We start from the raw sequence: 26,883 nt of genomic DNA on the forward strand, positions 1-26,883 counted from the left end.
GCCTTTTTCGTTTCTGTTTCTGGTATGCTTTTGATTATCTGTCTCTTAGAGCGTAGTTACCATGATTTATGATCTTATCATCGTTGGCAGCGGTTCCGTGGGCGCGGCGGCAGGCTACTATGCCACCCAGGCGGGTTTATCAGTGTTAATGATCGACAGCGCCCATCCTCCCCATAATCAGGGCACACATCATGGCGAGAGCCGGCTGATTCGTCACGCCTATGGTGAAGGTGAACGCTATGTTCCCCTGGTCCTGCGGGCGCAAACGCTGTGGGATGAGCTGGAACAGCGTGCCGGTGAGCGCATCATGCATCGCAGTGGCGTACTTAACCTCGCCCCGAATCAGTCGCCGTTTATTCAGAACGTCATCGACAGCGCGACCCGCTGGCAGCTCAATATTGAGGTGATGCAGCCAGATGACGTGCGCAAGCGCTGGCCACAAATCAATGTGCCTGAGGGCTATCTGGGCGTATTTGAGCCGCAGTCCGGCTATCTGAAATGTGAACAGGCGGTACGCAGCTGGATCCAGCTGGCGGAGCAGGCGGGCTGCGCGCAGCTGTTTAACTGCCCGGTTTCAGAGCTGGGTCGCGATGGCGATCTGCAGCAGGTCACTACCCTGGATGGCGTCTATCGGGGCCGCAAAATGTTGATCAGTGCGGGCACATGGGTTGGCAAATTAGTTCCTGACCTGCCGGTCGCGCCCACCCGTAAGGTGTTCGCCTGGTATCAGGCAGATGGCCGCTACAGTGAGAACAATAAGTTTCCCGGTTTTACGGTGGAAATGGGCGATGGCAGCCAGTTTTATGGCTTCCCGGCGGATAACAACGCCCTGAAAGTGGGTCGTCATGATGGCGGTCAGCTGATGCAGCAGCCTGAGGATCGTAAGCCTTTTGGCGCGGTGGCGGCCGATGGCAGCGAAGCTTTTGGATTCCTCCGTCAGTTTTTACCTGGCGTCGGTGTCTGTCTGCATGGCGAAGCCTGCAGCTACGATTTTAGCCCGGATGAAGACTTTATAATTGATACCCTGCCGGGTGAACCAGACCGCTTGTTAATCACCGGGCTCAGTGGACACGGGTTTAAATTCGCCAGCGTATTGGGCGAACTGGCTGCAGAATTTGCCCAGCAAAAACCGTTCTCTTTTGATCTGACACCCTTCCGCCTCTCACGTTTCTGACTCGATAAAGGGTGGTATCAGCCTGATGCCGCCCGACTGACAGACTTTGACGAAAATTGACTATTACTGACATAAAGTCAGAATATATTTCGCCCTTTTGGTTAATTCCGGCTCTTTTTAGTTAACGACCAGCGCCTCACAAATAACTCATTCAGTAATATTGCGCATTTCACACCTGATTTATTCAACCTTTTCACAATATAAAATTAAAGTTATAGAAGCGTAAGGATGATTGCTTTTATATTTCATAATGTGGATGCTTATTTCAGATTATTACTTCATGAAAACCCCATTATGTTATTACGTAATTCATCTCATCAGTTTGGCCTGGTTGCCGTGCTGCTGCACTGGTCGATGGCGCTGGCAATTTACGCCATGTTTGCGCTGGGATTATGGATGGTCGGCCTCGGCTATTACGACAGCTGGTATCACGACGCGCCTGAGATCCATAAAAGCATCGGCGTGATCCTGTTGCTGACGCTGATCGTTCGCCTGCTGTGGCGCGTTATTTCACCGCCGCCAAAACCGCTTAGCAGTTATTCCCCGCTGGTACGCATCAGTTCGGTGGTGGCCCACCTGTTACTGTATACCCTGCTGCTGGCGATTCTGATCAGCGGCTATCTGATCTCCACCGCCGATGGCAAACCCATCTCGGTATTCAGCTGGTTCACCCTGCCCGCGCTGTTCAGCGGTGCTGGCGAACAGGCTGATCTTGCGGGCGACATTCACCTCTGGCTGGCCTGGACGGTTGTGGTCCTGTCACTGCTGCATGGGCTGGCTGCGGTAAAACATCACTTTATCGATCGCGATATCACCTTAAAACGGATGTCGGGTTTGCGTTTCACCTCTCCCTCTGAAAAGGATAAATAATATGTTTAAAAAGACCCTGCTGGCGATGACCGGTGCCAGTCTGCTGCTCGGCTCACTCACCGCCTCTGCCGCTGACTACAAAATCGATAAAGAGGGCCAGCACGCCTTTATTCAGTTCCGTATCCAGCATCTGGGTTACAGCTGGCTCTACGGCACCTTTAAGGATTTTGATGGCCGCTTTACCTTTGATGAGAAGAATCCTGCCGCAGATAAAGTCGACGTCACCATTAACACCAGCAGCATCGATACTAACCATGCTGAACGTGACAAGCACCTGCGCAGTGCCGACTTCCTGAACACCAGCAAAAACCCGCAGGCCACGTTCAAATCCACAGCGGTGGAAAAAGAGGGTGATGAGCTGAAGATTACTGGCGATCTTACGCTGAATGGCGTGACCAAACCGGTAACGCTCGAGGCGAAAATGCTGGGTGAAGGTAAAGATCCGTGGGGCGGCTACCGCGCTGGCTTTGAGGCTGAAGGGGAAATTGCACTGAAAGATTTCAACATCACCAAAGATCTGGGGCCAGCTTCGCAGAAGGTTCAGCTGATGATTTCGGTTGAGGGTGTACGCCAGTAAAACAGCAAGCCGCCTGAAGCTGACTTCAGGCGGCCACGCTTATTTCTTCAGCGGCGAGGGAATGGTCATGTTTAACAGGCCACGCGACTTGTTAAAGATTTTGTTGCCATTTTCACGTCCTGCCCGACGCGCGCGCTGCTCTTCCGGTGAGAGCTTCGCCTCTTCCTGGCAGATCGGGCTACAGCAGTTCTCAAACTTCTCCGCGCAGCTTTTGCACTGAATAAACAGCAGATGACAACCGTCATTGACACAATTAACGTGGGTATCACAGGGTTCGCCGCACTGATGACAGTTCGACAACACATCGTCAGAGATCCGCTCACCCATCCGCTCATCAAAAACAAAGTTTTTGCCTTTGAAACGTACCGGTAATCCCTGCTCACGGGCGCGTCGGGCATACTCGATGATACCGCCCTCAATGTGATAGACATCCTCAAAGCCGTTGTGGCGCATCCAGGCGCTGGCCTTTTCACAGCGGATCCCGCCGGTGCAGTACATCACGATCTTTTTGTCTTTCTGATCCTGCAGCATCTCAACCGCCATCGGCAGCTGATCGCGGAAGGTGTCAGCAGGCACTTCCAGCGCATTATCAAAGCGACCCACTTCATATTCGTAGTGGTTACGCATATCCACGAACAGGGCGTCAGGATCGTCCAGCATGGCGTTAACGTCCGCCGCTTTAAGATACTGACCCACATCGCTGGCATCAAAACTGTCGTCTTCGATACCGTCCGCGACAATGCGGTCGCGCACTTTCAGACGCAGCACCCAGAACGATTTACCATCATCATCCAGCGCAATATTCATCCGCAGGTTGTTCAGCGCCGGATCAAAGCCATATAGCCATTCTTTCATCTTTTCATACTGGCTGGCTGGCACGCTGATCTGCGCATTGATGCCTTCGTGGGCCACGTAGACGCGACCAAAGACCTTAAGAGCTGTCAGGCCAAGATAGAGCGCGTCACGGAATGCTTTGGGATCGGCAATCTGGAAATATTTATAAAAAGAGACAGTGGTGCGCGGCTCGGTTTCAGCCAGCATGCGCGCCTTCAGCTCTTTATTGGAAACGAGGTTATGTAACACTGGCATGGTGTTCGTCCTGTTATCAATAGAAGAAATTTAGCGCGCACATGATACCTGATTTCACCGGGATGCAAAGGCCAGTGACCAGATTGATCGCCTGTTGCCGTTTTTTGCAGCAACATTGGACTATTAACCTTTGTTCATTGATGGCACGTTCCGATAGTGATATTTAAGCGCACGTCAAAAACTGGCACAATGGTGTAAATCAACGAGATATCAGCACCGCACGGTGCGCGACGCAGGAAAATTAACCTTCACATGACTCAGTTGCCTCAGTTTTCACGAGAACTGCTTCACCCGCGCTATTGGCTGACCTGGCTGGGTGTCGCTTCTCTTTATCTTTTGGTGCTACTTCCTTATCCCCTGCTTTATGTTCTCGGCTGTAATATTGGCCGCATTGGGATGCGTTTTATGAAACACCGCGTCAGTATTTCCCGGCGTAATCTGGAATTAAGTTTTCCGGATATGCCGGTAAATGAACGCGAAGCGATGGTTAAACACAATTTCGAATCGGTCGGCATGGGATTAATTGAGACCGGTATGGCGTGGTTCTGGCCTGACTGGCGCATCAATAAATGGCATACGCCTTCGGGGCTGGAGCATATTCAGCAGGCGCGCGATAGCCAGCGCGGCGTGCTGCTTATCGGCATGCACTTTCTGACGCTGGAGATTGGTGCACGCATGTTTGGTATCCATAACCCTGGCATTGGCGTCTATCGCCCGAATGACAACAAACTGATCGACTGGCTTCAGGTCAAAGGTCGGATGCGGTCAAATAAAAGCATGCTCGATCGTAAAGATCTCAAAGGAATGATCCGCGCACTGAAACAGGGTGACATTATCTGGTATGCGCCCGACCACGATTATGGCCCGCGCAGCAGCGTCTTTGTCCCCTTCTTTGGCGTAGAAAAAGCGGCAACAACGGTGGGTACTCATCTGCTGATCCGCACCGGTAAACCGGCTGTCATCCCTTTTGTGCCGCGTCGTCTGCCTGGGGGTCGCGGCTATGAACTGATGATACTGCCTGACATCAGCGGCGAATTTACGCTGGAAAGTGATGTCGCAACCGCAACCAGAATGAATCAGGTTGTTGAAGAGGGTGTGCTGCTGGCACCTGAACAGTATATGTGGCTCCACCGCCGCTTTAAAACGCGCCCCGAGGGCGAACCCTCCCGTTATTAATCTGTTCGCGCTAAATGTCTGTCAGGCATTTAGCGCGTTTTACTCCCCTGCTAAATAAATCACTCATGGCTGACTCAGCCTGTAAGCGAAACCGCAGGTCCAGTAATTAATAAACACCTATATTCATAATATAATTTCTCTCTGTTTAAAGTTAAAAAAGCTAATCAATTAACAGGACGGCAGGCGGCATTCAGCCTGTTTCGCTATTTATTAATTAATATTGCAGCGAGTGCTATTAAATCTGTTATGGCGCTGATTATTCTGCACGCCAGGCCTAATCCTATTTAGCTGGTCTTAACGGTGTCTCACCGCTTATGAATCGATAAAAATTAACTTATTTTACAAGCGATTGCCTTGATGATTTAGCTTATATTCCATTTTACATTTTTTTAACACCCCGATAGACCATTATGGAATTTGAACTCATTAATGCTTATCGGTAGTTTCGTTTGTAACAGTCAGGCCTTTAACGGCTCTGGCCAGAATTATAAAAAAGACAACACAGCAAACCTCTAATGGGACAGTTAATATGAACAAAGGTCTCTACTATTACGTTACAATCGGTACCGATCAGGAAAATTATCACTTTCTTCATCGTAAAGGGTGCAAGCGTATGCCTGATAAAGAAGAGGTCATATTTATCGGCACGTTATATAATTTGAGTCAGGCCCTCTCCATCGCCAGAATTAATTTTAAGAAAGTTAAGCCATGTATAAAATGTTGTATCCGCTACTCAGCACCCGTGATTCATGAGTCCGTTCAACCGGTTTTGCATTTCCCGCAAAAGATGATCTGACCCTGACTGGCGGGAAATGGCTTATTTCCCGCCAGTTGCACCGGCCTGACCTTTCCCTCCTTCAGATTTCGTCTATCCTTCACTGAAATCAAATAAATCCATAGTCAAAGACCCGTGAAGGAGAAGAGCGATGAGCATGTACAGTACCTTAGAGGAAGCCATCGATGCTGCACGTGAAGAGTTCCTCGCTAACCACCCGGAGCTCGAGGAAGGGGATGCATCAATCAGCCAGTTTGGTCTGCAAAAGTATGTGATGCAGGATGGCGATATCATGTGGCAGGCTGAATTCATGGCAGAAGAAGGTGAAGCAGGCGAATGTCTGCCTTACCGTAGCGGTGAAGCGGCACAGGCCATTTTTGATGCAGATTTTGACGAAGTTGAACTACGTCAGGAGTGGTTAGCAGAAAATACCCTGCACGAGTGGGATGACGGCGAGTTCCAGCTGGAGCCGCCGCTGGACACCGAAGAGGGTGAAGCTGCCGCGCAAGAGTGGGAAGATGATAACAGCGATTCCGATCGCAGTTACTCGTAAGGACCGTGGCTGGCATCCACCGGTAACAACAGGGTATCAACCACCAGCGACAGCGGCAGGTCGAGGATCGTCAGGACCCGCCATCCGCTGTCGCGAACATCCCACTGTACGCCGGGATAGTACTGATTACCGTGCCCCTGCCCGGGAATGGTACGGCTGATAATACTGCCGCATCCGCTTAAGCAGAGCACAGCCGCGACGATAACACCCGCCTTTAAGCACCCTTTCACCACACATATCCGCCATGAAGAAACAGCCATTGAGATCGTCACGCGCTGCTCGCGGTGACTGCCAGCAATAAATTTATCAGCGAATCGCTGTTTTAATCCGATAAAAAAAGCGGCATCGCTGCCGCTTTTTCAGATTACGCGTTGTTTGCCAGCGCGTTGGGGTTGAGCGTGAGTTTTTGATAACTCTCAACCCACTGATGATACTTGTCCGCATCTTCCCACAGTCGGGTATGAACACGGGCCAGCACCACCGGATCGCTGATCAACTGCAGACGCTGTTCGCGGCCCAGTTTATCCGGCGCATCGCTCAGCGCCTGATCAACCCGACGGTCACGCGCATAGTCCAGTAACTGACTCTGCTTGTGGCGCGATGTGGCCAGTGCCGTTGCCAGCGCGTTGAAGGCAGGATGGAATAAGGCATGCATAAAGCCATTTTCCAGCGCGCGCTCACGGTTCAGTACCACATAGCGATCGGTATCCACCAGCTCCTGCGGCGGTGAGTACTCTTCCGGGATCAGGAACAGCTTCGCTTTCTTGCTCTTAATGCCCAGCGTTGCGCGGCTCGACATGACCGAGACAAACGGCGACAGAATCAGTGAGAAGACGATCGGTGCCAGCCACCACAGGAAGTTAAGATCCAGCAGTCCCATACCAATCGCCCACACCAGACCCAATGCCATCTGCGAACCGTGACGTTTAAACGCCTCGCTCCACGGTGTCGCATCGTCATCACGCTGCGGTGAGTTCCACACCACTTCCCAGCCGAGGAAGGCGCTGACCACAAACACCGTATGGAACAGCATACGCACTGGTGCCAGCAGCACCGAGAACAGCGTTTCCAGCACCAGTGAAGCCAGCAGCCGCAGAGGTCCGCCGTAGGCCTTCGATCCTTTAAACCAGATCAACACGACACTCAGCATTTTCGGCAGGAACAGCAGCACCATGGTGGTTGAGAACAGCGCTATTGCCAGTTCCGGACGCCACTGCGGCCAGACCGGGAAGAGCTGCCGCGGTTGCAGGAAGTAGGTCGGTTCCATCAGCGTATGCACTACCTGCAGGGCAGTGGAGAGCGCCAGGAACATAAACCACAGCGGAGCCGAGAGGTAGGACATCACACCCGTCAGGAACACTGCACGGTGAACCGGGTGCATCCCTTTCACCAGGAACAGGCGGAAGTTCATCAGGTTGCCGTGACACCAGCGGCGGTCACGTTTCAGCTCATCCAGCAGGTTCGGTGGCAGTTCTTCATAGGATCCCGGCAGGTCATAGGCAATCCAGACGCCCCAACCGGCACGACGCATCAGCGCAGCTTCTACGAAGTCATGCGACATGATTGAACCCGCAAAGGAGCCTTCTCCCGGTAACGGTGCCAGGGCACAGTGCTCAATAAAGGGTTTCACGCGGATAATGGCGTTGTGACCCCAGTAGTGAGACTCGCCCAGCTGCCAGAAGTGCAGACCGGCGGTAAATAACGGACCGTAGACGCGGGTCGCAAACTGCTGACAGCGCGCATAAAGCGTATCCATACCCGATGCTTTCGGCGACGACTGGATGATCCCGGCATTCGGGTTGGCATCCATCATGCGTACCAGACCGGTGAGACACTCTCCGCTCATGACGCTATCGGCATCCAGCACCACCATGTAGCTGTAGTTGCTGCCCCAGCGACGGCAGAAGTCATCGATGTTTCCGCTTTTACGCTTCACGCGACGACGACGACGGCGATAGAAAATCTTGCCTGCCCCGCCAACATCCCGCACCAGTTCCATCCAGGCTTTCTGTTCGGCAATCGCGATATCCGCATCGTAACTGTCGCTGAGGATATAGACGTCGAAGTGTTCAGCGTTACCGGTACGAACCACCGACTCCCAGGTCGCACGCAGACCGGCGTAAACACGCTCAACGTCTTCATTACAGATCGGCATAATCAGCGCGGTACGATGTTCCGGGTTGAGCGGTTCATCTCCGACCGTTGAGTAAGAGATACTGTATTTATCACGTCCAATCAGCAGCTGCAGGAAGCCCATCAGGGCCGTCCAGAAACCGGCAGAGACCCAGCAGAAGAGTATGGCGAACAGGAACAGGATGCCGGTCTGCAACAAATAAGGCAGGATCTGCATCACTGACTGCTGCCAGTTCTGATTGATCATCTCCATCGGATCCAGAAGCGTCCAGCCCTGATACGGCAGAATACTCTTCATGTACCAGGTGGCGACCACAGTCTGGAAAATGGTCAGGATCAGCAGAATGTAGCGTCGAATCGAACCGACATGACGCCACTTCTCCTCGGCACGCCGCTCTTCCGCATTGCTATAACGCGGCACCGATTTGTGTCCACGCAGTGAGTCCCATGCACGGGCGACCGGATTGGTACGCCAGGCTTCCGGGAACATCAGTGAGCGTTTGACCTTCGGCATCGCCTTCAGCGTGGTGCGGTCGAGGTAATCTTTACCCAACTGCTGACCTTCGGCCAGCGAATCGGGCCAGGCCATTTCAACCCGCGATGAGACCGATTTTAACGGCGCATCGTCGGGACGGTCACTGGCTGCGACATCCCTGCCCAGCACATCATGGATGAAGTGGAACTCGCTGGCATTCTGCAATGAGACGCTCAGGCGGGCCTTCCCTGCCGCATCCAGCGGCAGAGATTCCACATAACGTTGAGGTGTAAAAGTCGATTTATTCATTGGCAGGTAACTGATAGCTCCAGGTTTCCGTCAATGTCTTGTCGCCGCTAACCAAGGCCGCACGCATTTCGGTGGACTGTTTGGCATCTTTCACACGCAGACGCAACACCAGACGCCAGCCTTTGGTGACCGGGTTATAACGTACGCTCTGCTCAACCACATCAGCATTTTTACCCACGCTGACCTGCGGTGCCACCTGACTGTTTTCCGCCATCTTGCTCATGTCTTTACCCACGAAGTCGATGGTGAAAGCCACGGTGCCATCCGGCTGACGCACCAGATTAGACTGCTTCACGTCACCCGCTGAACGCAGGGTATTTTTGACCCAGGCCGTATCGTCGGAGTGCAGCTGGTTTTCGTCGCGCGAGAAGTGCAGACGATATTTGAAGTTCATCTCTTTGCCAGGCTCTGGCAGCGTCTCCGGCGTCCAGAACGCAACGATGTTGTCGTTGGTTTCATCTGCCGTCGGGATTTCAACCAGTTCAACCCGGCCTTTACCCCAGTCGCCTATTGGCTCAACCCAGCCGCTTGGACGGAGATCATAGCGGTCATCAAGATCCTGATAGTTGTTAAAGTCACGCCCACGCTGCAGCAGACCAAACCCTTTCGGATTCTCGATGGTGAAGGTGCTCACTGCCAGATGACGCGGGTTGTTCAGCGGACGCCAAATCCACTCCCCGTTGCCGTTGTGGATAGAGAGACCGTCAGAGTCGTGCAGTGCCGGACGGAAGTTGTTCACCGTCGATGGCTGGTTCTGACCAAACAGGAACATACTGGTCAGCGGTGCAACACCCAGTTTGCCGACGTTATCACGCAGGTAAACTTTTGACTGCACATCAACCGTTGAAGCGTCACCCGGATGCAGCACAAAGCGATACGCACCCGCCGCACGCGGCGAATCGAGCAGTGCGTAGATCACCAGCTGTTTGTCCTGTGGTTTAGGACGCTGAATCCAGAACTCTTTAAAGCGCGGGAACTCTTCACCGGACGGCAGCGCCGTATCGATGGCAAGTCCACGCGCCGACAGGCCATAAACCTGACCGGCACCGATGACACGGAAATAGCTCGCGCCCAGGAAGCTGGCGATCTCATCGTTTTTACCCTTGTTGTTGAGTGGGTAAAGTACTTTGAAACCGGCAAAACCGAGGTTTTTTACCGCATCCGCGTCATGTTTTACATTACCGAAATTAAAATAATCGGGGTTGTATTTAATCTCGCGCACCGCGCTGGCGGTCACTTCGTTGATCTGCACCGGGGTATCGAAATACATTCCTTGATGATAGAACTCCAGCTTGAACGGCGTGCGCAGTTTGCCCCAATACGCTTTATCGTGGTTAAACTGGATCTGCTGATAATCAGCAAATTTCATTTCACGAAATTGAGAGGGTAAATTGCTTTTAGGCGCTTCGAAGCTTTTCCCTGCCAACGCTTTGGCTTGTTTGGCAACATCGTCGATGTTAAACGCCCAACTGTTATTGGCGTACAACGCCAGCAGAACTGCAGTACCAATCCAGCGTACCTTCATCAGTCCGGCTTTATTTTTTTCTTTAGTCAGCACATCCCCCCCTTTCGTGTGCTTAAATCAAACCCGTTTATCTTAAAGGATTATTCGGTTTTCCGACAGCTTATGCGCAACATTGTTCCCGCATTTCGTCAGGCTTAACCCTGCTTTTAGGACAATTAGACACTACGGATTCCACTGATAGTATACCTGGTTTATCCCAGGTAGAATTTTCACAGAGCATAATCCGGTTTCAGGGTGAAACCGGTCAAACGTACTAACGAACTGGAACTTTATGAGTACTGTAAAACCTGAACGTGAATACTTCCTCGACTCCATCCGCGCCTATCTGATGTTACTGGGGGTGCCGTTTCACGTTTCCCTCATCTACTCCGCGCAGAAATGGGCAGTAAACAGTCATGAAGCGTCGTTATGGCTGACGCTGCTGAATGATTTTATTCATGCGTTTCGTATGCAGGTGTTTTTCGTCATTTCGGGCTATTTCTCCTACATGCTTTATCTGCGCTATCAGCCACGTCGCTTCCTGAAGGTGCGTCTGGAACGGGTAGGTATCCCGCTGCTGACCGCCATTCCGCTGCTGACGCTGCCGCAATTTTTTATGCTGAAAGAGTGGACGGATAAGCTGGCTGACTGGCCCCGCTTCACCCCGTACCAGAAGTTTAATAACCTGATGTGGGAGCTGATTTCACACCTGTGGTTCCTGGTGGTGCTGGTGATGCTGACCACGCTGGGGATGGTGACCTTCCGCTGGCTGCGCGATCAGCATCGCACCATTGATTATTCGCGGGTTGGCTGGGGATCGCTGACGGCGGGCGTACTGGCGTGGGCGCTGCTCTGGTGCGTGTTCCGGCGTCTGGTGTTTATTTTCCAGCCTGCGTGGCTGATGGATGGTTTGTTTAGCATCATTGTGATGCAGACGCTCTTCTATCTGCCGTTCTTTATGCTGGGAGCGCTGGCGTGGAAACATCCGCCGCTGAAGCAGCTGTTTGTCCGCTTCAATCTGGTGATGTGGGTCGGTGCGCTGCTGATGTTTGCGGCCTATTGCGCCAACCAGCGACTGAGCAGCGGTGAGGGCTGGTTGTATGAGCTGGATGCGATTATCTCGACGCTGATGGGCCTTTGCATGCTGAACGTCTGCTTCTGCTTTGGTCATAAGCTGCTGAATTCGCATTCGCCGCGCATTATGTATCTGGTCAATGCATCACTGTTTATCTATCTGGTGCACCATCCGCTGACGCTGCTGTATGGCATTTACGTGACGCCGCGGATTGAAAACAACACGCTGGGCTTCTTCGTTGGCCTGCTGATGGTGTTTGGCATCGCGTTTCTGCTGTATGAGATTCACCTGCGCATTCCGCTGCTGCGGTTCCTGTTCTCGGGGAAATTTGAGCGTAAACAAACACAATGACAGGCGATCAGTGACCTCGGGCCATAAGCGAGGTCAGGCTATAAATGATATGTCTCACAGACAGCTTAAGAGTTTAAAGCGATGGGAGCATACGCCAGTAGCAAAGCATAGCGGGCCAGGGATGGCGGGTTTTGCGTCTTTGCGGAGGGCGTATGCTTCCTAAGCAAGCGCCTGTACCCAGGCAAGGTCCAGCTTAAAGCAGCCACTCAATCGGCAACCGCCACACTAACCGCACCTGCAGCCGTTGCCACCAGGAGCAGCCCGGCTCGTGTTTATGCACAATCTGCTGCGGCTCATCCGGATACTCCAGCCAGTTTACCCTGCCCCACTTATCCAGCCGCAGCGTCCATGCCCGATCGCGCATTGACTGGCTGAAACGCTGATGCGTCTCTCCGGCGAGCGCCGCACTCTCAATCACCAGTCCCATTTCCGTATTCAGCACCGCTGAACGGGGATCGAAGTTAAACGAGCCGATAAACAGCGTCTGTTGATCCACTGAGAAGGTTTTGGCATGCAGGCTGGAGCCGGAGTTACCGGTTAATCCCCGGTCGTGCGGGGCATCAGGCACGCCCGCCTGCGGTTTCAGCTCATAGAGCGCAATACCATGACGCAGCAATTTTTTGCGCCACTTAGCGTAGCCGGCATGGACAATCGACACATCGTTAGCCGCCAGCGAATTGGTCAGAATGGCAATTTTTACCCCTTTGCGCTTCAGCGACAGCAGCTGAGCGACCCCTGCGCGGGTCGGCACGAAATAGGCCGAGATGATGTCGAACTGCTTTTGCGGCGTGCCTATCACCTCCAGCATTCGCTGCGGCAGCAGGCTTCTGGCACGCGCTTTGCCCAGCCCTTTACGCGGATCATCGCTCAGCAGGCGCGCTTTTGCCCAGGTCAGAGCCAGCGTGCCCTCTTCCAGCTCCTGTAGCAGCGAAGAATTTTCCAGCCGCTGAAGATAGCGCTGCACCGGTTCACTGTGACGCCATTCTGCTGGCAGACTCACACTGTCCTCTTCCGGCTCCTCTTCATCCAGCACCTGCTGCAGCGGCGAGACCGGCTTGCTGCGCCAGTAGCGCTCAAAATCCTCTGCGACTTCTTTAACCACCGGGCCTATTGCCATGACGTCGAGATCGGCAAACAGCGGTTCATTGCCGGTGCCGAAATATTCGTCGCCGATATTGCGCCCACCGACCACGGTCGTGACGCCATCCACCGTAAAGCTTTTGTTGTGCATGCGCCGGTTCAGACGGGCAAAATCGGTGAGATAACCCAGCGCGCGCAGGGTGCGAAACGAGAACGGATTAAACAGCCGCACCTCAATGTTGGGATGGCGGTTGAGCTGGGCCAGCGTGTCGTCCAGGCCCGGCGTATTGTTGTCATCCAGCAGCAGCCGCACTTTCACCCCGCGTCGGGCAGCTTCCAGCACGGCGCTGAACAGCAACCGGCCAGAGAGATCGTTTTGCCAGATGTAATACTGGATATCGAGTGAACGCTCCGCTTTTTGCATCAGCAGATAGCGGGCAGCAAAAGCATCCAGCCCGTCGCTCAGCTGATGGACGCCGCTCAGCCCCGGATGGCGCAGACACTCTGGCTCCAGCTGTGTTTCCAGCCAGCTGGACCGTTCCAATGGCTGGGAGAGCTCAAACGCTTCGGTCATGACATTTCCCTGTAAATGCAGTTATTTTTATTATTCCCCGGTCCGACCTCTGATGCTATTCCTCTGTTCTGAGTTAGTGAGGGGTCACGGGCGTTTTTTAGTCTAGACTTAACCGGACGATCTGTGACCGGCATTATCCCGGCAGGAGAGGAATATGTCTCATCAATCCCTTACAGATGCCCGCCAGCGCTACCATCCCAGCCTGTTTCGCAGCTTTTTCCAGGGCAGTTTTCCCTGTTCCACCGCCTGCCGTACACCCGGGAAACGGCTGGATATGGTGATCAGCAGCGGACACGATATGCTGCTGGAAAAAGATTATGCCGCCCTGGCTGAGCAGCATCTGCTCACTGCCCGCGACGGTGCGCGCTGGCATCTGATTGAAAAGAACCCTGGACAGTATGACTGGCAGAGCTTTCTGCCGATGGTCGACGCCGCGCGACGTCAGCAGATGGAGATCATCTGGGAGCTGGCTCATTTCGGTTATCCCGATCATCTTAATATCTGGAAAGCCGAATTTGTTGACCATTTTAGTCGTTTCGCCCGCGCGATGGCACAACTGATGCGCGATCAGGGCATCGAACGCCCCTTCTTTACACCGGTTAATCAAATCTCATTCTGGTCATGGGCCGGGGCGGATGTGGCCTGGTTTAATCCTCATGCGGCGCAGCGTGGTAAAGAGCTGAAGCGCCAGCTGGTCCGCGCCTCGCTGGCGGCGATACATGCCATTCGCGAGGTCTATCCGGAGGCGCGTTTTGTACTGACTGACCCGCTGGTGCAGATCGCTCATCATCCCGACAATCCGGACAGCAAACCCTATGCCGATGCGCAGCATCAGGCGCAGTTCGAAGCCTGGGACATGCTGGCCGGTCGCGTCGATAAGGAGCTAGGCGGCAGTGAAGATTGCCTGGATATCCTCGGCCTGAACTACTATCCCGATAACCACTGGTTTTTCCCCGACCAGCCGATGTCGCTGGAGGATCCGGAGCGTGTGCCGCTGCATATTCTGCTGGCGCAGTGCTGGCAGCGCTACCAGCGTCCGATGCTGATTGCTGAAACTGGCGCTGAGGGTGAAGCGCGCGCCCCCTGGCTGCAGGAGATCAGTGAAAATGTGGCGGTGGCGCTGGATCAGGGCATTGCGGTGGAGGGGATTTCGCTCTATCCGGTAGTGGAGTATCCGGCCTGGGCCGATGACCGGCGTTCCCCTGGCCCGCTGCTGGGATTAGCCGATCCCAATGGCAACCGTAATCTGCATGAGCCGCTGGCGCTGGTATTGCGCAGTCAGCAGATTAAGTTTGCGACACGAAATCAGACGTGCTGAGAAGGTGGCTTTTTAGGGTAACAGGAGCGAACGTCGAGAGAGGGATCGGCAGGATGACGTACGTCGGTCAGCCAGACCATGGTAAACAGGAAGGTCACCCCGATCAGGCAGGCCGCCAGCAAACCGATAATTGCGATTAATTTGTCATCTCCGGAGTCCATCGCCTTCTCCTTATTCAATCCGTTGAATCCCTGTGCGTGTCAGCTCATCCAGAGCGTAATCATCAGGACAAAGATTATAAGCGTTACCGAGGTCACCGCAAGCACCACTATCGCAAAGTGCGCATCGTCAAGTGACTGGCGAATTGGCTCATCGTGATCGTCGGGTGGCAAGGGTAAAGACATAACTATCCTGTGAAAAACATGGGCCGCCGGGTTGTGATGCGGTGAGTGACAGTGTAGATGAAAGGCTGATTATCGTCCGGTTCTTTCGTCCGAAAAATAAACTGGCCCGTGCCAGCGCGGCACGGGCCTGAGATCAGACGCCGCGCCAGCGTTTGAAGATCAGTGAAGTATTAATGCCACCAAAGGCAAAGTTATTGCTCTGGATATAGTCGGTTTCAATCTCACGCGGCTCAGCCATGATGTAATCCAGCTGGCCGCCATCCGCTGCCGGTTGCGTCAGGTTCAGGGTTGGCGCAAACCACCCTTCCCGCATCATCTCAATACTCATCCAGGCTTCGAGCGCCCCACAGGCACCCAGCGTATGGCCAAAATAAGACTTCAGCGAGGAGATCGGCGTCGTTTCGCCAAACACCGCCGCCGTCGCCAGACTTTCGGCCATATCCCCCCGTTCTGTGGCGGTGCCGTGGGCATTTACATACCCCACCTCGGCAGCCGAGATACCGGCGCTTTGCAATGCCCGCTCGATGCAAATCTGCATGGTTTCCCGCTGCGGCTGAGTAATATGGGCGGCGTCGCAGTTGGTATGAAAACCGGTGATCTCGGCGTAGATCGTTGCACCGCGTGCCAGGGCATGTTCCAGCGACTCAAGGATCAGCGTGCCCGCCCCTTCGCCAATTACCAGACCATCGCGCTGCTGATCAAAGGGTGCGGGCGTGGTGTGCGGCGCGTCATTACGCTGGCTGGTGGCAAACAGGGTGTCAAACACCGCGGCTTCCGACGGACAGAGCTCTTCAGCGCCACCAGCCACCATCACCGTCTGATACCCGTGACGAATCGCTTCCCAGGCATAGCCAATCGCCTGGCTGCCAGAGGTACAGGCGCTGGAGGTCGGGATCACCCGGCCGCGCAGGCCGAAAAAGAGTCCGGCATTGACGGCCGTGGTATGCGGCATCATCTGCACATAGGTGGTGCCGGTGATATTGTTGGTGTGCTTTTCGGTCAGCATGGTGGCGAACTCGCTGACCGGCCCGGTGCTGCCGGTGGAAGAACCGTAGGCGATACCCGTTTCTCCGCTGGTCAGCACCGGATGGTCAATCAGGCCCGCCTGGGTCAGCGCCAGCTCGGTCGCGCGCGTTGCCAGCAGCGAAACGCGGCCCATGGCGCGGATGCGCTTGCGGGTGTAGTGCGCCGGCAGCACAAAGTCATCCACCGGTGCGCCGAGCAGCGTATGCAGCCCGTCGTAGATCTGCCACTCCGGCATAAAGCGCACCGCATTGCGGCCCGCACGGATCCGTGCCGAAACTTCAGCCCAGGACTCACCAAAGGCGGTTACGCCGCCCATGCCGGTTACGACTACCCGCTGGATCACAGCATGCCTCCGTTAATAGAAATGACCTGACGCGTCACGTAGCCTGCGATATCGGACATCAGATAGCTCGCCAGTCCGGCGACCTCTTCAGCCGCGCCCATGCGCTTCATCGGCACGATCTTCATCGCTTCCTCAATCACCTGAGGTTCCAGCCCCTCCATACCGGTATCAATCAGGCCTGGCGCAATGCAGTTAACGGTGATTTTGCGTTTCGCCAGCTCAATCGCCAGCGCCTTAGTGGCACCAATAATGCCCGCTTTCGCCGCGCTGTAGTTCACCTGACCGCGATTACCCATTATCCCCGACACCGACGAGAGCGTGATAATGCGGCCGCCGCGCCGCAGACCGATCATCGGCATCACGCAGGGCTGGATCACATTGTAAAAACTGTCGAGATTGGTGTGGATGACGCTGTCCCACTCCTGATCCGTCAGGGCAGGAAACGCCGCATCGCGGGTGATACCGGCGTTGCTCACCACACCATAATAGGCGCCATATTGCTCAATATCCGCCTCCAGCGCAGCGCGGGTTGCCGCCCGATCGGCCACATCAAATCCCAGCACACGGCCGCTGCCGCCTGCGGTTTCGATCTGCTGCAGGCACTGCTCAGCGCCTGCGCGGTCACGGTTGAAATGGACGATAACCTGATAGCCATCCTGGGCGAGACGCAACGCAATCGCGCGGCCAATCCCTTTACTGGCGCCCGTCACTAATACCGAATCTGTCATGGCTGATTTCCTTGTGACATCAATTGCTGTAATTCTGCTTCATTGGGTTGATACGTATTCAGACGACCGCTGGCAAGCCGCTGGGTGCCGTAATGAATGTCGCCCTCAAAGCTGCCCATGCGGTCGTCGCGCATCAGCAGCGTCATTCTGATATCCAGCGTAACACTGGCGGGAAAGAGGGATCGCTCTGCCCGCCAGCCGCGTCCGCCCAGCAGCATGCCGGGCGGGATAAGGGTGGCGCCGCCCTGCTTTGCATGCCAGCCCGACCAGACGCCCACGGTTTGCGCCATCATCTCGACGCCAAACCAGGCGGGCAGTTCACCCTGAGGCGTCAGAAACGGTGTCAGTACGCCACCGGCGCAGGTTGACACCTGACAGTGGACCTGCTCATCATCAACGGCGATCAGCTGATCAAGCAGCAGCATCGGCGCAGCGTGCGGCAGCCAGCGTGCCGCGGGAGAATTAATAACCATGTTGGCGTCCCAGAATCAGACAGGTGTTGTTGCCGCCAAAGGCGAAGGAGTTAGAGGCGATGACCGGCCGTTGCAGCGCCTGCGGCTGTAATAACAATCCGCAATCCGGCAGCGTCTCATCCGGCGCCATCTCACTGAAATCCTGCGCGGGCAGCGGCAGATTGTTTTGCAGGATCAGCGCACTGAGGGCGGCTTCACACACTCCTGCCGCGCCGAGCGTATGGCCGGTCAGATGTTTGGTCGAGCTGCACGGCACCGCATTGCCAAACAGGCGCTGAATCACGGCGGCTTCCATCTGGTCGTTAAGCGGCGTTGCAGTGCCGTGCAGATTGATATAACCCACCTGCTCTGGCAACAGATTCGCCTGTTGCAGCGCCATACGCATCGCCCGTTCAGCGCCCTCGCCCTGCGGATGGGGAGCGGACATGTGCCAGGCGTCAGACGATTCGCCAGCTCCCAGTAGCGCCAGCGGCTGCGGTTCCCGCGTCAGCAGCATCAGTGCGGCCCCTTCGCCAATCGAGATGCCGTCGCGATCGCGGCTGAAGGGAGCGCAGCGACGTTCAGAGAGAGACTCCAGGCTGTCGAATCCGTTGATGGGCATCCGGCTCAGCGAGTCCGCACCGCCCACCAGCGCCACATCCACCAGCCCTGCCGCGATCAGCCGCTCACCACTGATAATGGCGCGGGCGCTGGAGGAGCAGGCAGTTGAAATGGTATAGGCCGGGCCATCCAGGCTTAGATAGTGAGCCAGGAAACGGGAGGGATCGCCCAGCTCCTGCATCTGATAGTGATAACCGGACTGACTGCCGCCAATCTGCTGATCGCCCTCATCCACACCCGAGGTGCTGGTTCCCAGCACAACTGCCACTCTGCTGGCACCATAGTGCGCAATCGCCGCGTCGAGCGCCGGACGGATTTGCGCCAGCGCGGCCAGCAGCAGCTGGTTATTACGGGTGTTGTGCACGCTCAGGGCAGCAGGAATCGATGGCAAATCGCCTTCAACCCTGCCAAGCCAGCAGGCGCGGTCACCGCTCAGCCAGCCATGACGCAGCTGCATGCCGGGTGCCTCACCCTTTGTAAGGCTGGCCGCAATCTGCTGAGTGTTGTTCCCCAGGGCATTCAGCATGCCGATGGCAGAGATGTAAATCATGAGCCGTCCAGATGTTGAATGCGGATCTGATAGCCAAACGCATGCTGCTGAATGCTGATGGGCTGGCGCTGATTACCGCGTTGCAGATAGTCGATTTCGGTAACCAGCTGGTTATCGGCATCGATCAGCCGTCGCTTTAACCCCTGATCCTGCAACGTCCAGCCTGGCGGCAGCTGTTTTTGCCACAGCTCCCGTGGCCAGTAGCTGAACATAATATCCGCCAGCACCTGACTGGCAGGCGGCATATGCGGCAGCGGCATCAGCTGCTGGGTGTGAATACCGCTGGCATCGTAGCGCAGGCTGAACAGGCGAATACCCACCGAGGAGAGTCCGGCCAGATCAATTTGCTGTTCATCGGCGCTGAGCAGCACCAGCAGTGACTGACTCTGGCCTTTCACCTGTCCGGTCAGCAACTGCTGCTGCTGGAAGGCGGGACGGATGCCCGGCGGTGGCAGCGTCACCTTCACGCCCGGTTTCAGCCAGGCGGTGGGACGACTGCTGTCGGGTGCAGGTCCGGCACAGGCGCTGAGCAGCAGAGCCGTCAGCAGAATAAGAGCGGCGCGGATCATCGTTTACTCCTTGATCGGGTGGGTCGCATCGCCAGCGGCGACAGCAGGAAAGCGCTGAAGATGCCGCTGCATAACACTGTGCCAAAACTGGCAATCGCGCTGGTGCTGCTGAATACCAGCATACCCAGCGTCAGTAAGGTGGTAATCATCGCCAGCGACACTGCCAGCAACGAGGTCAGCGGCGTACCCTGCGGGTTGCTGAAAAAGAGCGTGTAGTTAATGCCGATGCCCAGCACCAGAATCAGTGCCAGCAGCGCAAACAGGTTCAGCGACGCGCCGATCCAGCCCAGCGTTGCCAGCGCCATCGCCAGCGACAGCACTGACGGCAGCGCGCTGCGTAAGCCCGCCTTTAACCCCAGTCGCAGGACAAAACTCAGGGTGATCAGCAGCAGCGCCAGCGCCAGTAACCCGCTCAGCAGGGTGCGCCAGAAGCTGAACAGCGAATCGTAACCTGATTTGCGGTCAATCCAGCTGACGCCCGGACGCTGTTTGGTCAGCTCCGCGAGTGCAGCGCTGTTTTTTACACCGCTGGTGGGGATCAAAACACCGCTGCGCCCGTCTGGCAGCGTCAGCCACAGCAGTCGCCAGCCTTCACTCAGCGGACTCGACAGCCACGCCTCTGGCGTTACCGGCATCGGGGTCAGATCCGGTGCCGGCAGCGTGATACCCGCCTGCTGCAGGCGGGCCGTAATATCCGGTACTGCCTGTTTCAACAGCTGAAGATCCCGCTGTTGCTGCGCCAGCGACGTCAGCGGCAGCAGACGATAGTGCTGCAGCCAGCCCTGCTGCTGCGCCTGGTGCAGATCCGGTGCCAGTTTTTCCAGCCGCTGCAGCGTCTGCTGCGCGTCATCGCCCCAGACCACAAACCAGGTCTGATCGGCGCGCTGTCCGGTCAGGGTTGCCAGCTGGCGATCCTGCTCCAGCAGATGCGCAGGCGCACTTTGCAGATGGGCGATATCATCATCCACCTTTAACTGGGCGATACCGGCCAGCGCGAAGATCGCCATCGCCACCGGTAATCCGACGCGCAGCCCGCGCTGGCGACGCCAGGCGGCAAGCCAGCGCGCCAGCGGCACCATCAGCGGCACCGGACGCACCGGTAATCCGCGTACCAGCCACGGATAGATCAGAATCACCGTCAGACAGGAGGCCGTTAATCCGCTGGCGGCAAACACCGCCAGCTGCCGCAGCCCCGGAAAGGGTGCCAGCAGCATCAGCAGCCAGGCGATGGCGGTGGTCCCGAGCGCCAGCAGCAGCGTGCCGCGGACTTTTCGCAGGCTCTGCCACGGCGTCTGCTGATCGCCGTGCACCATGCGCTCGGTGAGATAATAGAGCGTGTAATCCGCAGAGATGCCGACAATACTCAGGCTCATCACCAGCGTCATCAGATGCAGTTCACCGAAGCAAAGCAGCGTCATCACCGTGCCCGCCATCGCGCCGATGGCCACGGACGTGACCGTCAGCAACAGCGGGCGCAGTGAGCGGAAGACCAGCAGCACCAGCAGGACGACGCCACCCAGCGTCACACTGCCCAGCGTTTTAACGTCATGCTGCGCACGCTGGCTGGCGTTGTCGCTGAACAGCACCGTGCCACGCGTCAGCAGTTTCGCCTGCGGCCAGCGGCTTTTAAGCTGTTGCTCCAGCGCGCTGAGTCGGGTAACCAGCGCATGACTTTGCTGCATACTGAAAGCGTTGTTCGCCAGTTCGCCATGCAGAAAATACCACTGCTGACCCTGTGCATCTTTTACTGTCAGCCAGCCATCATGCAGCGTCATGCGCCCGGCGTTTTGTGCCAGCGCCAGCTGCGAACCCCGCACCAGCATCAGGGGATCGCCCTGCAACTCTTTGCTGCTGACGCCAGAGAAGGCCGAAAAGAGCTGCGCCAGCAGCCAGTCAGCCTGCGCCTCGCCGCCGTTCTGTAAGCGGTCGCGCGTCACCTCATCGATCAGGCCGTTACGGTGTTGCCAGGCAAAGCGGCCCCACTGCTGCTGCTGTTGCCCGTCGAGATCACCCTGCACCTGTTTCAGGTCAGGCAGCGCACGCAGCTGGGCCAGCCACCAGGCGGCGACCTGGGGATCGTCCTGCTCACCGGGTGAAACCAGCCACACCAGCTGGCGATCCAGCCGCTGCATAAAGCCCTGCTGCAGCGCAGGCGGTGCCGCCCCCAGATTCTGCTGCGGCAGCAGCGCCAGCACACTGCTGTTGAGCTGACTGCGCGGCAGCAAAAAAGAGAGCGCAGCTGCCAGCATCAGACAGAGGGCCAGCCACAGGAGGGCCAGCAGCCGATCGTTACGGCCCGGCAAAACGCGCCTGCTCCTCGTCGCTTAACTGCGGCGGTTCAACTCGGGTGTTGCTGAGCTCTATTTGCGTTTTATCGCCCTGCTTATCATCCAGGTTGATGCTGTCCAGGTAGGCGCTGCCCGCCAGCGAGATACGGTTGAAGATTTTGTTGAGCGGCGCCGCTTTGGGCGTCAGCTCCAGCGTCCAGGCTCCGTTGCCGCGATCGCTGAAGGCCACGCTGAAGTTCTCGTTCAGCACTTTCTGGTCGGCCTGGAACAGCGCCCGCAATAGATGGTTGAACTGGAACATCTGCGGGTTGCTGTCGGCGGTGATTACCTGAGGCTTCTGGCCGCTGAGGCTCTGCACCATGCGTTTATCATCCAGCAGCAGCGTCATCACAAAGGGTGTCTGCTGATGCCACCATAAGCCCTGCTCGCGAGCGATCAGCATCTGCCCGTGCGAGACCAGCGGCTGACGCATGCCGGAAATGGTGCGCGTCTGGATAAAGTCTGCCCGAATCACAGGCTGGCTGGCAAAACGCTGCTGCAGCTGATCCAGCGTGACCGCGCTGGCGGCACTGGCCCACAGCAGCAGGCTGGTAAGCACAATTTTCAGCATCCTTTCACTCCTAAACGTTCCAGTAAAATATCGGGTGAAACAAAGCACAACGCCTGACTCTCCTGCTCCACCGCCACCTGCAGAGTATGCGCTTTGGTGGTGATCTGGCCGGCAGCATTTCGCACTTCATAGTCGATGCGCAGACGGTTCTCATATTCCGTAATCCGGGCGCTGACGCGGATCGTCTCTTCGCAGCGCAGTGGCTGGCGGTATTTGACCCGGGTATCGACCACCGGCCAGACGTAGCCGCTGGCGGCCATCTCGGCATAGCTGTAGTTAATGCTGCGCAGCAGGGCTTCACGCGCCACTTCGAAAAAGCGGAAATAGTTGCCGTGCCAGACCACGCCCATAGGATCGCAGTCGTGGAATGAGACGGTCAGCACGACTTCAGCATGATGTTCAGTCATGGTCAGACTCCTTGTGGTGCGCCTGTTGATCAGGCAGCGTCCAGAAATCGAAAAAGTTAAACCAGTCGAGCGGCGCCAGCAGTGCGTAATGGGCCAGCCGCGCTGCGTAACGATCGACCGCCTGTTGCAGTGCCTGCTGACGTTGCGCACGCGGCAGCAGCAGCGGATCGGCGAAGGGCTCACAGTGAATAAGCAGTTTACCCTGTTGCTGCAGGGCGAACATCAGCAGCACCGGACAGCGCAACGCGGCCGCCAGTACAAACGGCCCCTGTGGAAAGGGCGCGGCGCGGCCCAGAAAGTCGCTCCAGATCACCCGCCGCTCGCCGCCGCGCTGCGGATTGACTGCGGTGCGATCCCCGACAATCGCCACCCATTCGCCCGCATCCAGCTTCTGTTGCAGCAGGATAGCGGTCTCCGGCCCGATATCGCTCACCGGCATCAGATTCACCCCCGCCTGCGGGGCGATGGTTTCCAGCACCGCCCGAAAACGCCGGGCGTTGTCGGTAAACACCAGCGCATTAATCACCAGACCGCTGACCTGCTGCGCCATCGCGCGACAGGCTTCAATGTCACCAAGATGGGAAGCGAGAATCAGCTTGCCCTGCGGCGTGGGTGTGCGGATCACCGCTTCTGCGCCTGGCGCAAAATCGATATCACGTCCCCAGCGCAGATCGCCGCGCCAGCTGGCCACTTTATCCAGCATTGCCCCGGCGAACCGCAGGAAATGGCGGTAGCTGTTAAGCCGTGGCGGTAACGCAATCTGCTGCTGCTGCGCGGCGGTAGTGACCTGCGCCAGCCACTGCCGGGAAGCGCGTCGCGCGCGCTGACCGCTCAGCCAGTAGACCGCCACTACCGGCCAGAGTAGCAGCGTAAAGGGCAGCCGCCCGCCGTAGCGATAGACCGCCAGCATAAAACGTAATCCCCACTGTCCGCGCCGCTCCGTTTCCGCAGACCAGTGCGTCGGCGGTTTACGCATCGCCAGCAGACGAGGAATGCGCGGCAGCATGCCGAAAAACAGCCGGGTATGCATCCAGGAGATGCGCAGGTTGTCGTAGAGCGCATCGAAGTGTGACAGCCCGCTGGCCGGATAGGTGACGCGGGTCGGGATAAAGCGACTGCGGGTTCCCTGCCAGTAGAGCCGCACCATAATCTCGGTATCAAAATCCATGCGCTGACCGATGGCCCGGCGATCGCACAGCGCCAGCGTCGCGGCCAGGGGATAGACGCGGAAGCCGCACATGCTGTCGCGGATCGACAGCGACAGCGTTTCAATCCAGACCCAGAAGTGGGTGATGTAGCGACCGTAAAGGCGTGATTTGGGGATCGAGTCGTCATAGAGCGGCTGACCGGAGATCAGCGCGTCGGGATAACGCTCCGCTTCCGCCAGCATCAGCGGCAGATCTTCCGCCTGATGCTGGCCGTCCGCGTCGAGCTGCACCGCATGGGTGAAGCCGCGTGCCGCCGCAGCCCGCAGACCGTGGATCACCGCCGCGCCTTTACCCTGATTGCTGTCGAGTCGCAGCAGGCTGAGCTGCGGGGCGTGCAGCGTCGCCAGCTGAAGCTGAGTGGCCGCATCGCTGCCATCATCCACCACGATTACCGGCAGATTAAAGGGCGCCAGCCGTGCCAGCACTGACGCCATCATCGCGCCGTGGTTGTAGCAGGGGATCACCACGCAGGGTGAAAACGGGGCGCTTAACACAGCGCGATCTTCCCGCTGCTGGCGATCTGCTCGCCGTCGTCCTTCAGCAGGCTGTAACGGAAACTCAGGCGGGATTTTTCAGCGTCCCAGTCCAGATGCAGTTGCAATAGCGAGTCGGGTAATACCGGCTGCTGAAATTTAATGTTATCAACGGCGGCAAACTGTTTACCGGGCGCAAGCAGTGATACGCCGTAGTGCATCACCCAGTCGAGCTGAGCCACACCCGGCAGAATGGGCAGATGCGGAAAGTGGCCCTGAAACCAGAAGAGTCTGGCATCTATCTGCAGGATCAGCGTGACGCTGTCAGCCCGCAGCTCCCGGCTGCGTTCAATCGGCAACATGAAAAAGTTCCTCTATTTGCGGCCAGGCGCGTTTGCTTTGGGTGGTCACCGGAATAGTGGCCACAATCCGCCAGTAGCGTGGCATCGCCAGCGGTTCCAGCCAACGCTGCAGCTGGCGTTTCCACTGCTGCCTGCGCTGATGCAGAGCCGCCTCATCCAGTGCGCTGTTCAGCGCCAGCACGACGCCAATCGCCTGACGCTCATGACGCGTGACCACCAGTGCTACGGCATCCTCTATTTCCGGCAGGTCGGTCAGACGGCGCTCTATCTCGCTTAATGAGATGCGCTTGTCACCGATTTTTACGATGCGATCGTGGCGGCCTGCAAGCTGAAATCCGCCGTCCGGCTGCATAGTCAGTCGATCGTCGAGCTGCAGCCCGCTGTCACCGGCAATCAGCGGCGACCAGACCTGCCAGCGATCGGGCGTCACCTGCTCCAGCCTGACCTGCGGGAAGCGGCGCCACGGCGCCTCCGCCCGATCGCATTGACGCCAGGCCAGAATGCCGGTTTCGGTGCTGCCGTAGATTTCACTGACCTGACAGCCAAATCGCTGCCAGACCTGCTCCGCATCAGAGTCGCGCAGTGCGCCACCGGCAGAGACAATCAGTTCACAGGCGGGCGCTTTCAGCGTGCTGTCCAGCCGCGATAAAAAGGCCGGGCTGCTGATAAAGGCATAACGAACGTCGCGCGGAAGCTGGGCCAGCTGTTCGCCGTAAAATAGCGGCTGGGCGGCAAACGGCAGCTTGAGCGTCATCGGCAGGAAAAGTCGAAACGATAAACCGTACAGATGCTGATGGCTGACCGAGGCGATGACCCGGCACCCCCGCAACGGTTCGCCCCACAGGCTGCTGAGCCAGCGACTCTCCTGCTCCATCACCGCCAGCGACTTCACTACCTGACGCGGTGCGCCGGTGGATCCCGAGGTGAAGAGCACCAGTTCTGCACTCTCCGGCAGCGGCGGCAGCGGCCCCTGCGCTTCTGCGTCGTCCCACGCCAGCAGCGGCAGGCTGACCGCCAGCGGCATGTCGCACAGCACGCCATCCAGCCGATCATGCCTCTCATCCAGCAGCGCGGCGCGGCAGTGACCCGGCATCACCGGCGTTTTGCCGGCATACCAGCATGCCAGCAGCGCCACACAAAAACGATAACTGTCATCAAAACAGAGCGCCCAGTAGCTGCCCGGTTGTGCTGCCAAGCGCTGGCGGAGCGCCACGACCTGACGATGCATCGCGCTGAGCATCAAACGTTGGTCGCCGCGCCAGGCGACCTCGCGATCGTCTCCCGTCAGCCAGTCGGCCACTCTCATGCTTTTCGCCTCACGCGCTGACGTACCAGCCATTCAGCACTCATCAGCGCTGCGATTAGCAGATAACTTATGCCGCCATTCCACAGCGTCCAGAGCCGCAGATCGCCCAGCAAACAGGTATAGATCGCCATGCTGCCGTTGCCGATAAAAAACAGGCACCAGATTTGGGTGACGCGGCGGGTATAGCGCACTGCCGCAGGGGGAAGCACGGGCTCACGCAGCCGGGCGATGCGTTCCACCAGCGGCATCGCACTCCAGAGTGAGGCGCCAAACACCAGCAGCATCGCCAGATTGACCGCCACCGGATACCACAGCAGCAGATGCTGAGTGCGTAATAGCTGGCTGCTGACACAGAGCAGTGCACCGAGCAGCGCCAGCCAGCCCATGACCGCGCCCATGGCGTTTTGCTGACGACGCAGCTGCAGCCAGCGCAGGCCAAACAGCAGTGCCAGCAGCCAGAACAATCCCTGCCAGCGCGGCTGGGTCAGCGCCAGCCAGACCAGCAGTGGCCAGGCTAGCAGCGTAAGCAGATTCAGCAGGCGAAGCGTAGCAGCAGGCACGGC

27 protein-coding genes are annotated in these 26,883 nt (G+C 57.0%); 8 read left to right on the forward strand and 19 right to left on the reverse strand.

Annotation, left to right across the window (positions count from 1 at the left end):
* Window positions 1–61 precede the first annotated feature (61 nt).
* The 3 genes from solA to ACX8ZY_RS12735 all read left to right on the forward strand — a co-directional run bounded on the left by solA (window position 62) and on the right by ACX8ZY_RS12735 (window position 2,621).
* Window positions 62–1,174 (forward strand): N-methyl-L-tryptophan oxidase, encoded by a 1,113-nt coding sequence (gene solA / locus ACX8ZY_RS12725; RefSeq protein WP_154209763.1) that lies wholly within the window; start codon window positions 62–64, stop codon window positions 1,172–1,174.
* Window positions 1,175–1,468: 294 nt separating this feature from the next.
* The gene (locus ACX8ZY_RS12730) at window positions 1,469–2,044 is read left to right on the forward strand and encodes a cytochrome b (RefSeq protein WP_029519566.1); all 576 of its coding nucleotides are present in this window, start codon (window positions 1,469–1,471) and stop codon (window positions 2,042–2,044) included.
* A 1-nt stretch (window position 2,045) separates the two neighbouring features.
* Window positions 2,046–2,621: a YceI family protein gene (locus tag ACX8ZY_RS12735; RefSeq protein ID WP_022625884.1), complete on the forward strand. Its 576-nt coding sequence runs from the start codon at window positions 2,046–2,048 to the stop codon at window positions 2,619–2,621.
* 39 nt (window positions 2,622–2,660) lie between these two features.
* Here the strand turns inward: ACX8ZY_RS12735 and trhO are convergent, their stop codons facing one another.
* A complete protein-coding gene (trhO, locus tag ACX8ZY_RS12740; RefSeq protein ID WP_010246407.1) occupies window positions 2,661–3,710 on the reverse strand; it encodes an oxygen-dependent tRNA uridine(34) hydroxylase TrhO in 1,050 nt (349 codons plus the stop codon).
* 252 nt (window positions 3,711–3,962) lie between these two features.
* Between trhO and ACX8ZY_RS12745 the strand changes: the two genes are divergently transcribed.
* From ACX8ZY_RS12745 to ACX8ZY_RS12755, 3 genes are all read left to right on the forward strand, one after another.
* Window positions 3,963–4,886, forward strand: coding sequence for a Kdo(2)-lipid IV(A) acyltransferase (locus tag ACX8ZY_RS12745; protein ID WP_010246409.1), 924 nt, complete (start codon window positions 3,963–3,965; stop codon window positions 4,884–4,886).
* Between the two features lie 529 nt (window positions 4,887–5,415).
* A complete protein-coding gene (locus ACX8ZY_RS12750) occupies window positions 5,416–5,682 on the forward strand; it encodes a hypothetical protein (RefSeq protein WP_010669830.1) in 267 nt (88 codons plus the stop codon).
* A 130-nt stretch (window positions 5,683–5,812) separates the two neighbouring features.
* Entirely contained in the window at window positions 5,813–6,214 is a 402-nt protein-coding gene (locus tag ACX8ZY_RS12755) for a MysB family protein (RefSeq protein WP_010246413.1), read from the forward strand.
* Here ACX8ZY_RS12755 and ACX8ZY_RS12760 read toward each other — a convergent pair.
* The 3 genes from ACX8ZY_RS12760 to ACX8ZY_RS12770 all read right to left on the reverse strand — a co-directional run bounded on the left by ACX8ZY_RS12760 (window position 6,205) and on the right by ACX8ZY_RS12770 (window position 10,659).
* Window positions 6,205–6,444, reverse strand: a complete 240-nt coding sequence (locus ACX8ZY_RS12760) for a YceK/YidQ family lipoprotein (protein WP_010669829.1) — start codon at window positions 6,442–6,444, stop codon at window positions 6,205–6,207. The two genes, ACX8ZY_RS12755 and ACX8ZY_RS12760, sit on opposite strands and share 10 nt — an antisense overlap.
* A gap of 134 nt (window positions 6,445–6,578) precedes the next feature.
* Window positions 6,579–9,131 carry a glucans biosynthesis glucosyltransferase MdoH gene (gene mdoH / locus ACX8ZY_RS12765; RefSeq protein ID WP_010669828.1) on the reverse strand — a complete coding sequence of 851 codons (2,553 nt, stop codon included), beginning with the start codon at window positions 9,129–9,131 and terminating at the stop codon, window positions 6,579–6,581.
* On the reverse strand, window positions 9,124–10,659 hold the full coding sequence (locus ACX8ZY_RS12770; protein ID WP_170933489.1) for a glucan biosynthesis protein G: 1,536 nt from the start codon (window positions 10,657–10,659) through the stop codon (window positions 9,124–9,126). The genes mdoH and ACX8ZY_RS12770 overlap by 8 nt, the downstream gene beginning before the upstream one ends.
* A gap of 268 nt (window positions 10,660–10,927) precedes the next feature.
* Between ACX8ZY_RS12770 and mdoC the strand changes: the two genes are divergently transcribed.
* Window positions 10,928–12,061, forward strand: coding sequence for a glucans biosynthesis protein MdoC (gene mdoC, locus ACX8ZY_RS12775; RefSeq protein WP_277971819.1), 1,134 nt, complete (start codon window positions 10,928–10,930; stop codon window positions 12,059–12,061).
* A 193-nt stretch (window positions 12,062–12,254) separates the two neighbouring features.
* On the opposite strand, the gene ACX8ZY_RS12780 is transcribed toward mdoC, so the two are convergent.
* Complete coding sequence (locus ACX8ZY_RS12780) at window positions 12,255–13,715, reverse strand: phospholipase D family protein (RefSeq protein ID WP_033766913.1); 1,461 nt, start codon at window positions 13,713–13,715, stop codon at window positions 12,255–12,257.
* A 154-nt stretch (window positions 13,716–13,869) separates the two neighbouring features.
* On the opposite strand from ACX8ZY_RS12780, the gene ACX8ZY_RS12785 reads away from it, so the two are divergent.
* Window positions 13,870–15,033: a glycoside hydrolase family 1 protein gene (locus ACX8ZY_RS12785; RefSeq protein ID WP_421665019.1), complete on the forward strand. Its 1,164-nt coding sequence runs from the start codon at window positions 13,870–13,872 to the stop codon at window positions 15,031–15,033.
* Here the strand turns inward: ACX8ZY_RS12785 and ACX8ZY_RS12790 are convergent.
* From ACX8ZY_RS12790 to ACX8ZY_RS12855, 14 genes are all read right to left on the reverse strand, one after another.
* The gene (locus tag ACX8ZY_RS12790) at window positions 15,021–15,194 is read right to left on the reverse strand and encodes a hypothetical protein (RefSeq protein ID WP_010246427.1); all 174 of its coding nucleotides are present in this window, start codon (window positions 15,192–15,194) and stop codon (window positions 15,021–15,023) included. The two genes, ACX8ZY_RS12785 and ACX8ZY_RS12790, sit on opposite strands and share 13 nt — an antisense overlap.
* Before the next feature lie 39 nt (window positions 15,195–15,233).
* Window positions 15,234–15,377, reverse strand: coding sequence for a hypothetical protein (locus ACX8ZY_RS12795; protein ID WP_010246429.1), 144 nt, complete (start codon window positions 15,375–15,377; stop codon window positions 15,234–15,236).
* A gap of 133 nt (window positions 15,378–15,510) precedes the next feature.
* Window positions 15,511–16,746 carry a beta-ketoacyl-ACP synthase gene (locus ACX8ZY_RS12800; protein WP_199267438.1) on the reverse strand — a complete coding sequence of 412 codons (1,236 nt, stop codon included), beginning with the start codon at window positions 16,744–16,746 and terminating at the stop codon, window positions 15,511–15,513.
* Window positions 16,743–17,474, reverse strand: a complete 732-nt coding sequence (locus tag ACX8ZY_RS12805) for a 3-ketoacyl-ACP reductase FabG2 (RefSeq protein WP_060679923.1) — start codon at window positions 17,472–17,474, stop codon at window positions 16,743–16,745. Before ACX8ZY_RS12805 ends, ACX8ZY_RS12800 begins: the two co-directional genes overlap by 4 nt.
* Window positions 17,471–17,947: an ApeP family dehydratase gene (locus ACX8ZY_RS12810; protein ID WP_010246435.1), complete on the reverse strand. Its 477-nt coding sequence runs from the start codon at window positions 17,945–17,947 to the stop codon at window positions 17,471–17,473. Before ACX8ZY_RS12810 ends, ACX8ZY_RS12805 begins: the two co-directional genes overlap by 4 nt.
* Window positions 17,937–19,097: a beta-ketoacyl-[acyl-carrier-protein] synthase family protein gene (locus tag ACX8ZY_RS12815; protein WP_421665021.1), complete on the reverse strand. Its 1,161-nt coding sequence runs from the start codon at window positions 19,095–19,097 to the stop codon at window positions 17,937–17,939. Before ACX8ZY_RS12815 ends, ACX8ZY_RS12810 begins: the two co-directional genes overlap by 11 nt.
* The gene (locus tag ACX8ZY_RS12820; protein WP_158131846.1) at window positions 19,094–19,666 is read right to left on the reverse strand and encodes a DUF3261 domain-containing protein; all 573 of its coding nucleotides are present in this window, start codon (window positions 19,664–19,666) and stop codon (window positions 19,094–19,096) included. The genes ACX8ZY_RS12815 and ACX8ZY_RS12820 overlap by 4 nt, the downstream gene beginning before the upstream one ends.
* Complete coding sequence (locus tag ACX8ZY_RS12825) at window positions 19,663–21,969, reverse strand: MMPL family transporter (protein WP_421665022.1); 2,307 nt, start codon at window positions 21,967–21,969, stop codon at window positions 19,663–19,665. Before ACX8ZY_RS12825 ends, ACX8ZY_RS12820 begins: the two co-directional genes overlap by 4 nt.
* Window positions 21,956–22,564 (reverse strand): outer membrane lipoprotein carrier protein LolA, encoded by a 609-nt coding sequence (locus tag ACX8ZY_RS12830; RefSeq protein ID WP_421665023.1) that lies wholly within the window; start codon window positions 22,562–22,564, stop codon window positions 21,956–21,958. Before ACX8ZY_RS12830 ends, ACX8ZY_RS12825 begins: the two co-directional genes overlap by 14 nt.
* Complete coding sequence (locus ACX8ZY_RS12835) at window positions 22,558–22,971, reverse strand: acyl-CoA thioesterase (protein ID WP_031594668.1); 414 nt, start codon at window positions 22,969–22,971, stop codon at window positions 22,558–22,560. The genes ACX8ZY_RS12830 and ACX8ZY_RS12835 overlap by 7 nt, the downstream gene beginning before the upstream one ends.
* Window positions 22,964–24,673 (reverse strand): glycosyltransferase family 2 protein, encoded by a 1,710-nt coding sequence (locus ACX8ZY_RS12840; protein ID WP_421665024.1) that lies wholly within the window; start codon window positions 24,671–24,673, stop codon window positions 22,964–22,966. Before ACX8ZY_RS12840 ends, ACX8ZY_RS12835 begins: the two co-directional genes overlap by 8 nt.
* Complete coding sequence (locus ACX8ZY_RS12845) at window positions 24,667–25,014, reverse strand: 3-hydroxyacyl-ACP dehydratase FabZ family protein (RefSeq protein WP_421665025.1); 348 nt, start codon at window positions 25,012–25,014, stop codon at window positions 24,667–24,669. The genes ACX8ZY_RS12840 and ACX8ZY_RS12845 overlap by 7 nt, the downstream gene beginning before the upstream one ends.
* The gene (locus tag ACX8ZY_RS12850; RefSeq protein WP_421665380.1) at window positions 25,001–26,320 is read right to left on the reverse strand and encodes an AMP-binding protein; all 1,320 of its coding nucleotides are present in this window, start codon (window positions 26,318–26,320) and stop codon (window positions 25,001–25,003) included. The genes ACX8ZY_RS12845 and ACX8ZY_RS12850 overlap by 14 nt, the downstream gene beginning before the upstream one ends.
* A complete protein-coding gene (locus ACX8ZY_RS12855; RefSeq protein ID WP_033757233.1) occupies window positions 26,317–26,880 on the reverse strand; it encodes a COG4648 family protein in 564 nt (187 codons plus the stop codon). The genes ACX8ZY_RS12850 and ACX8ZY_RS12855 overlap by 4 nt, the downstream gene beginning before the upstream one ends.
* Between the last annotated feature and the right edge of the window lie 3 nt (window positions 26,881–26,883).

The sequence above is a fragment of the Pantoea sp. XAF26B01_ASV70 genome (assembly GCF_054512635.1).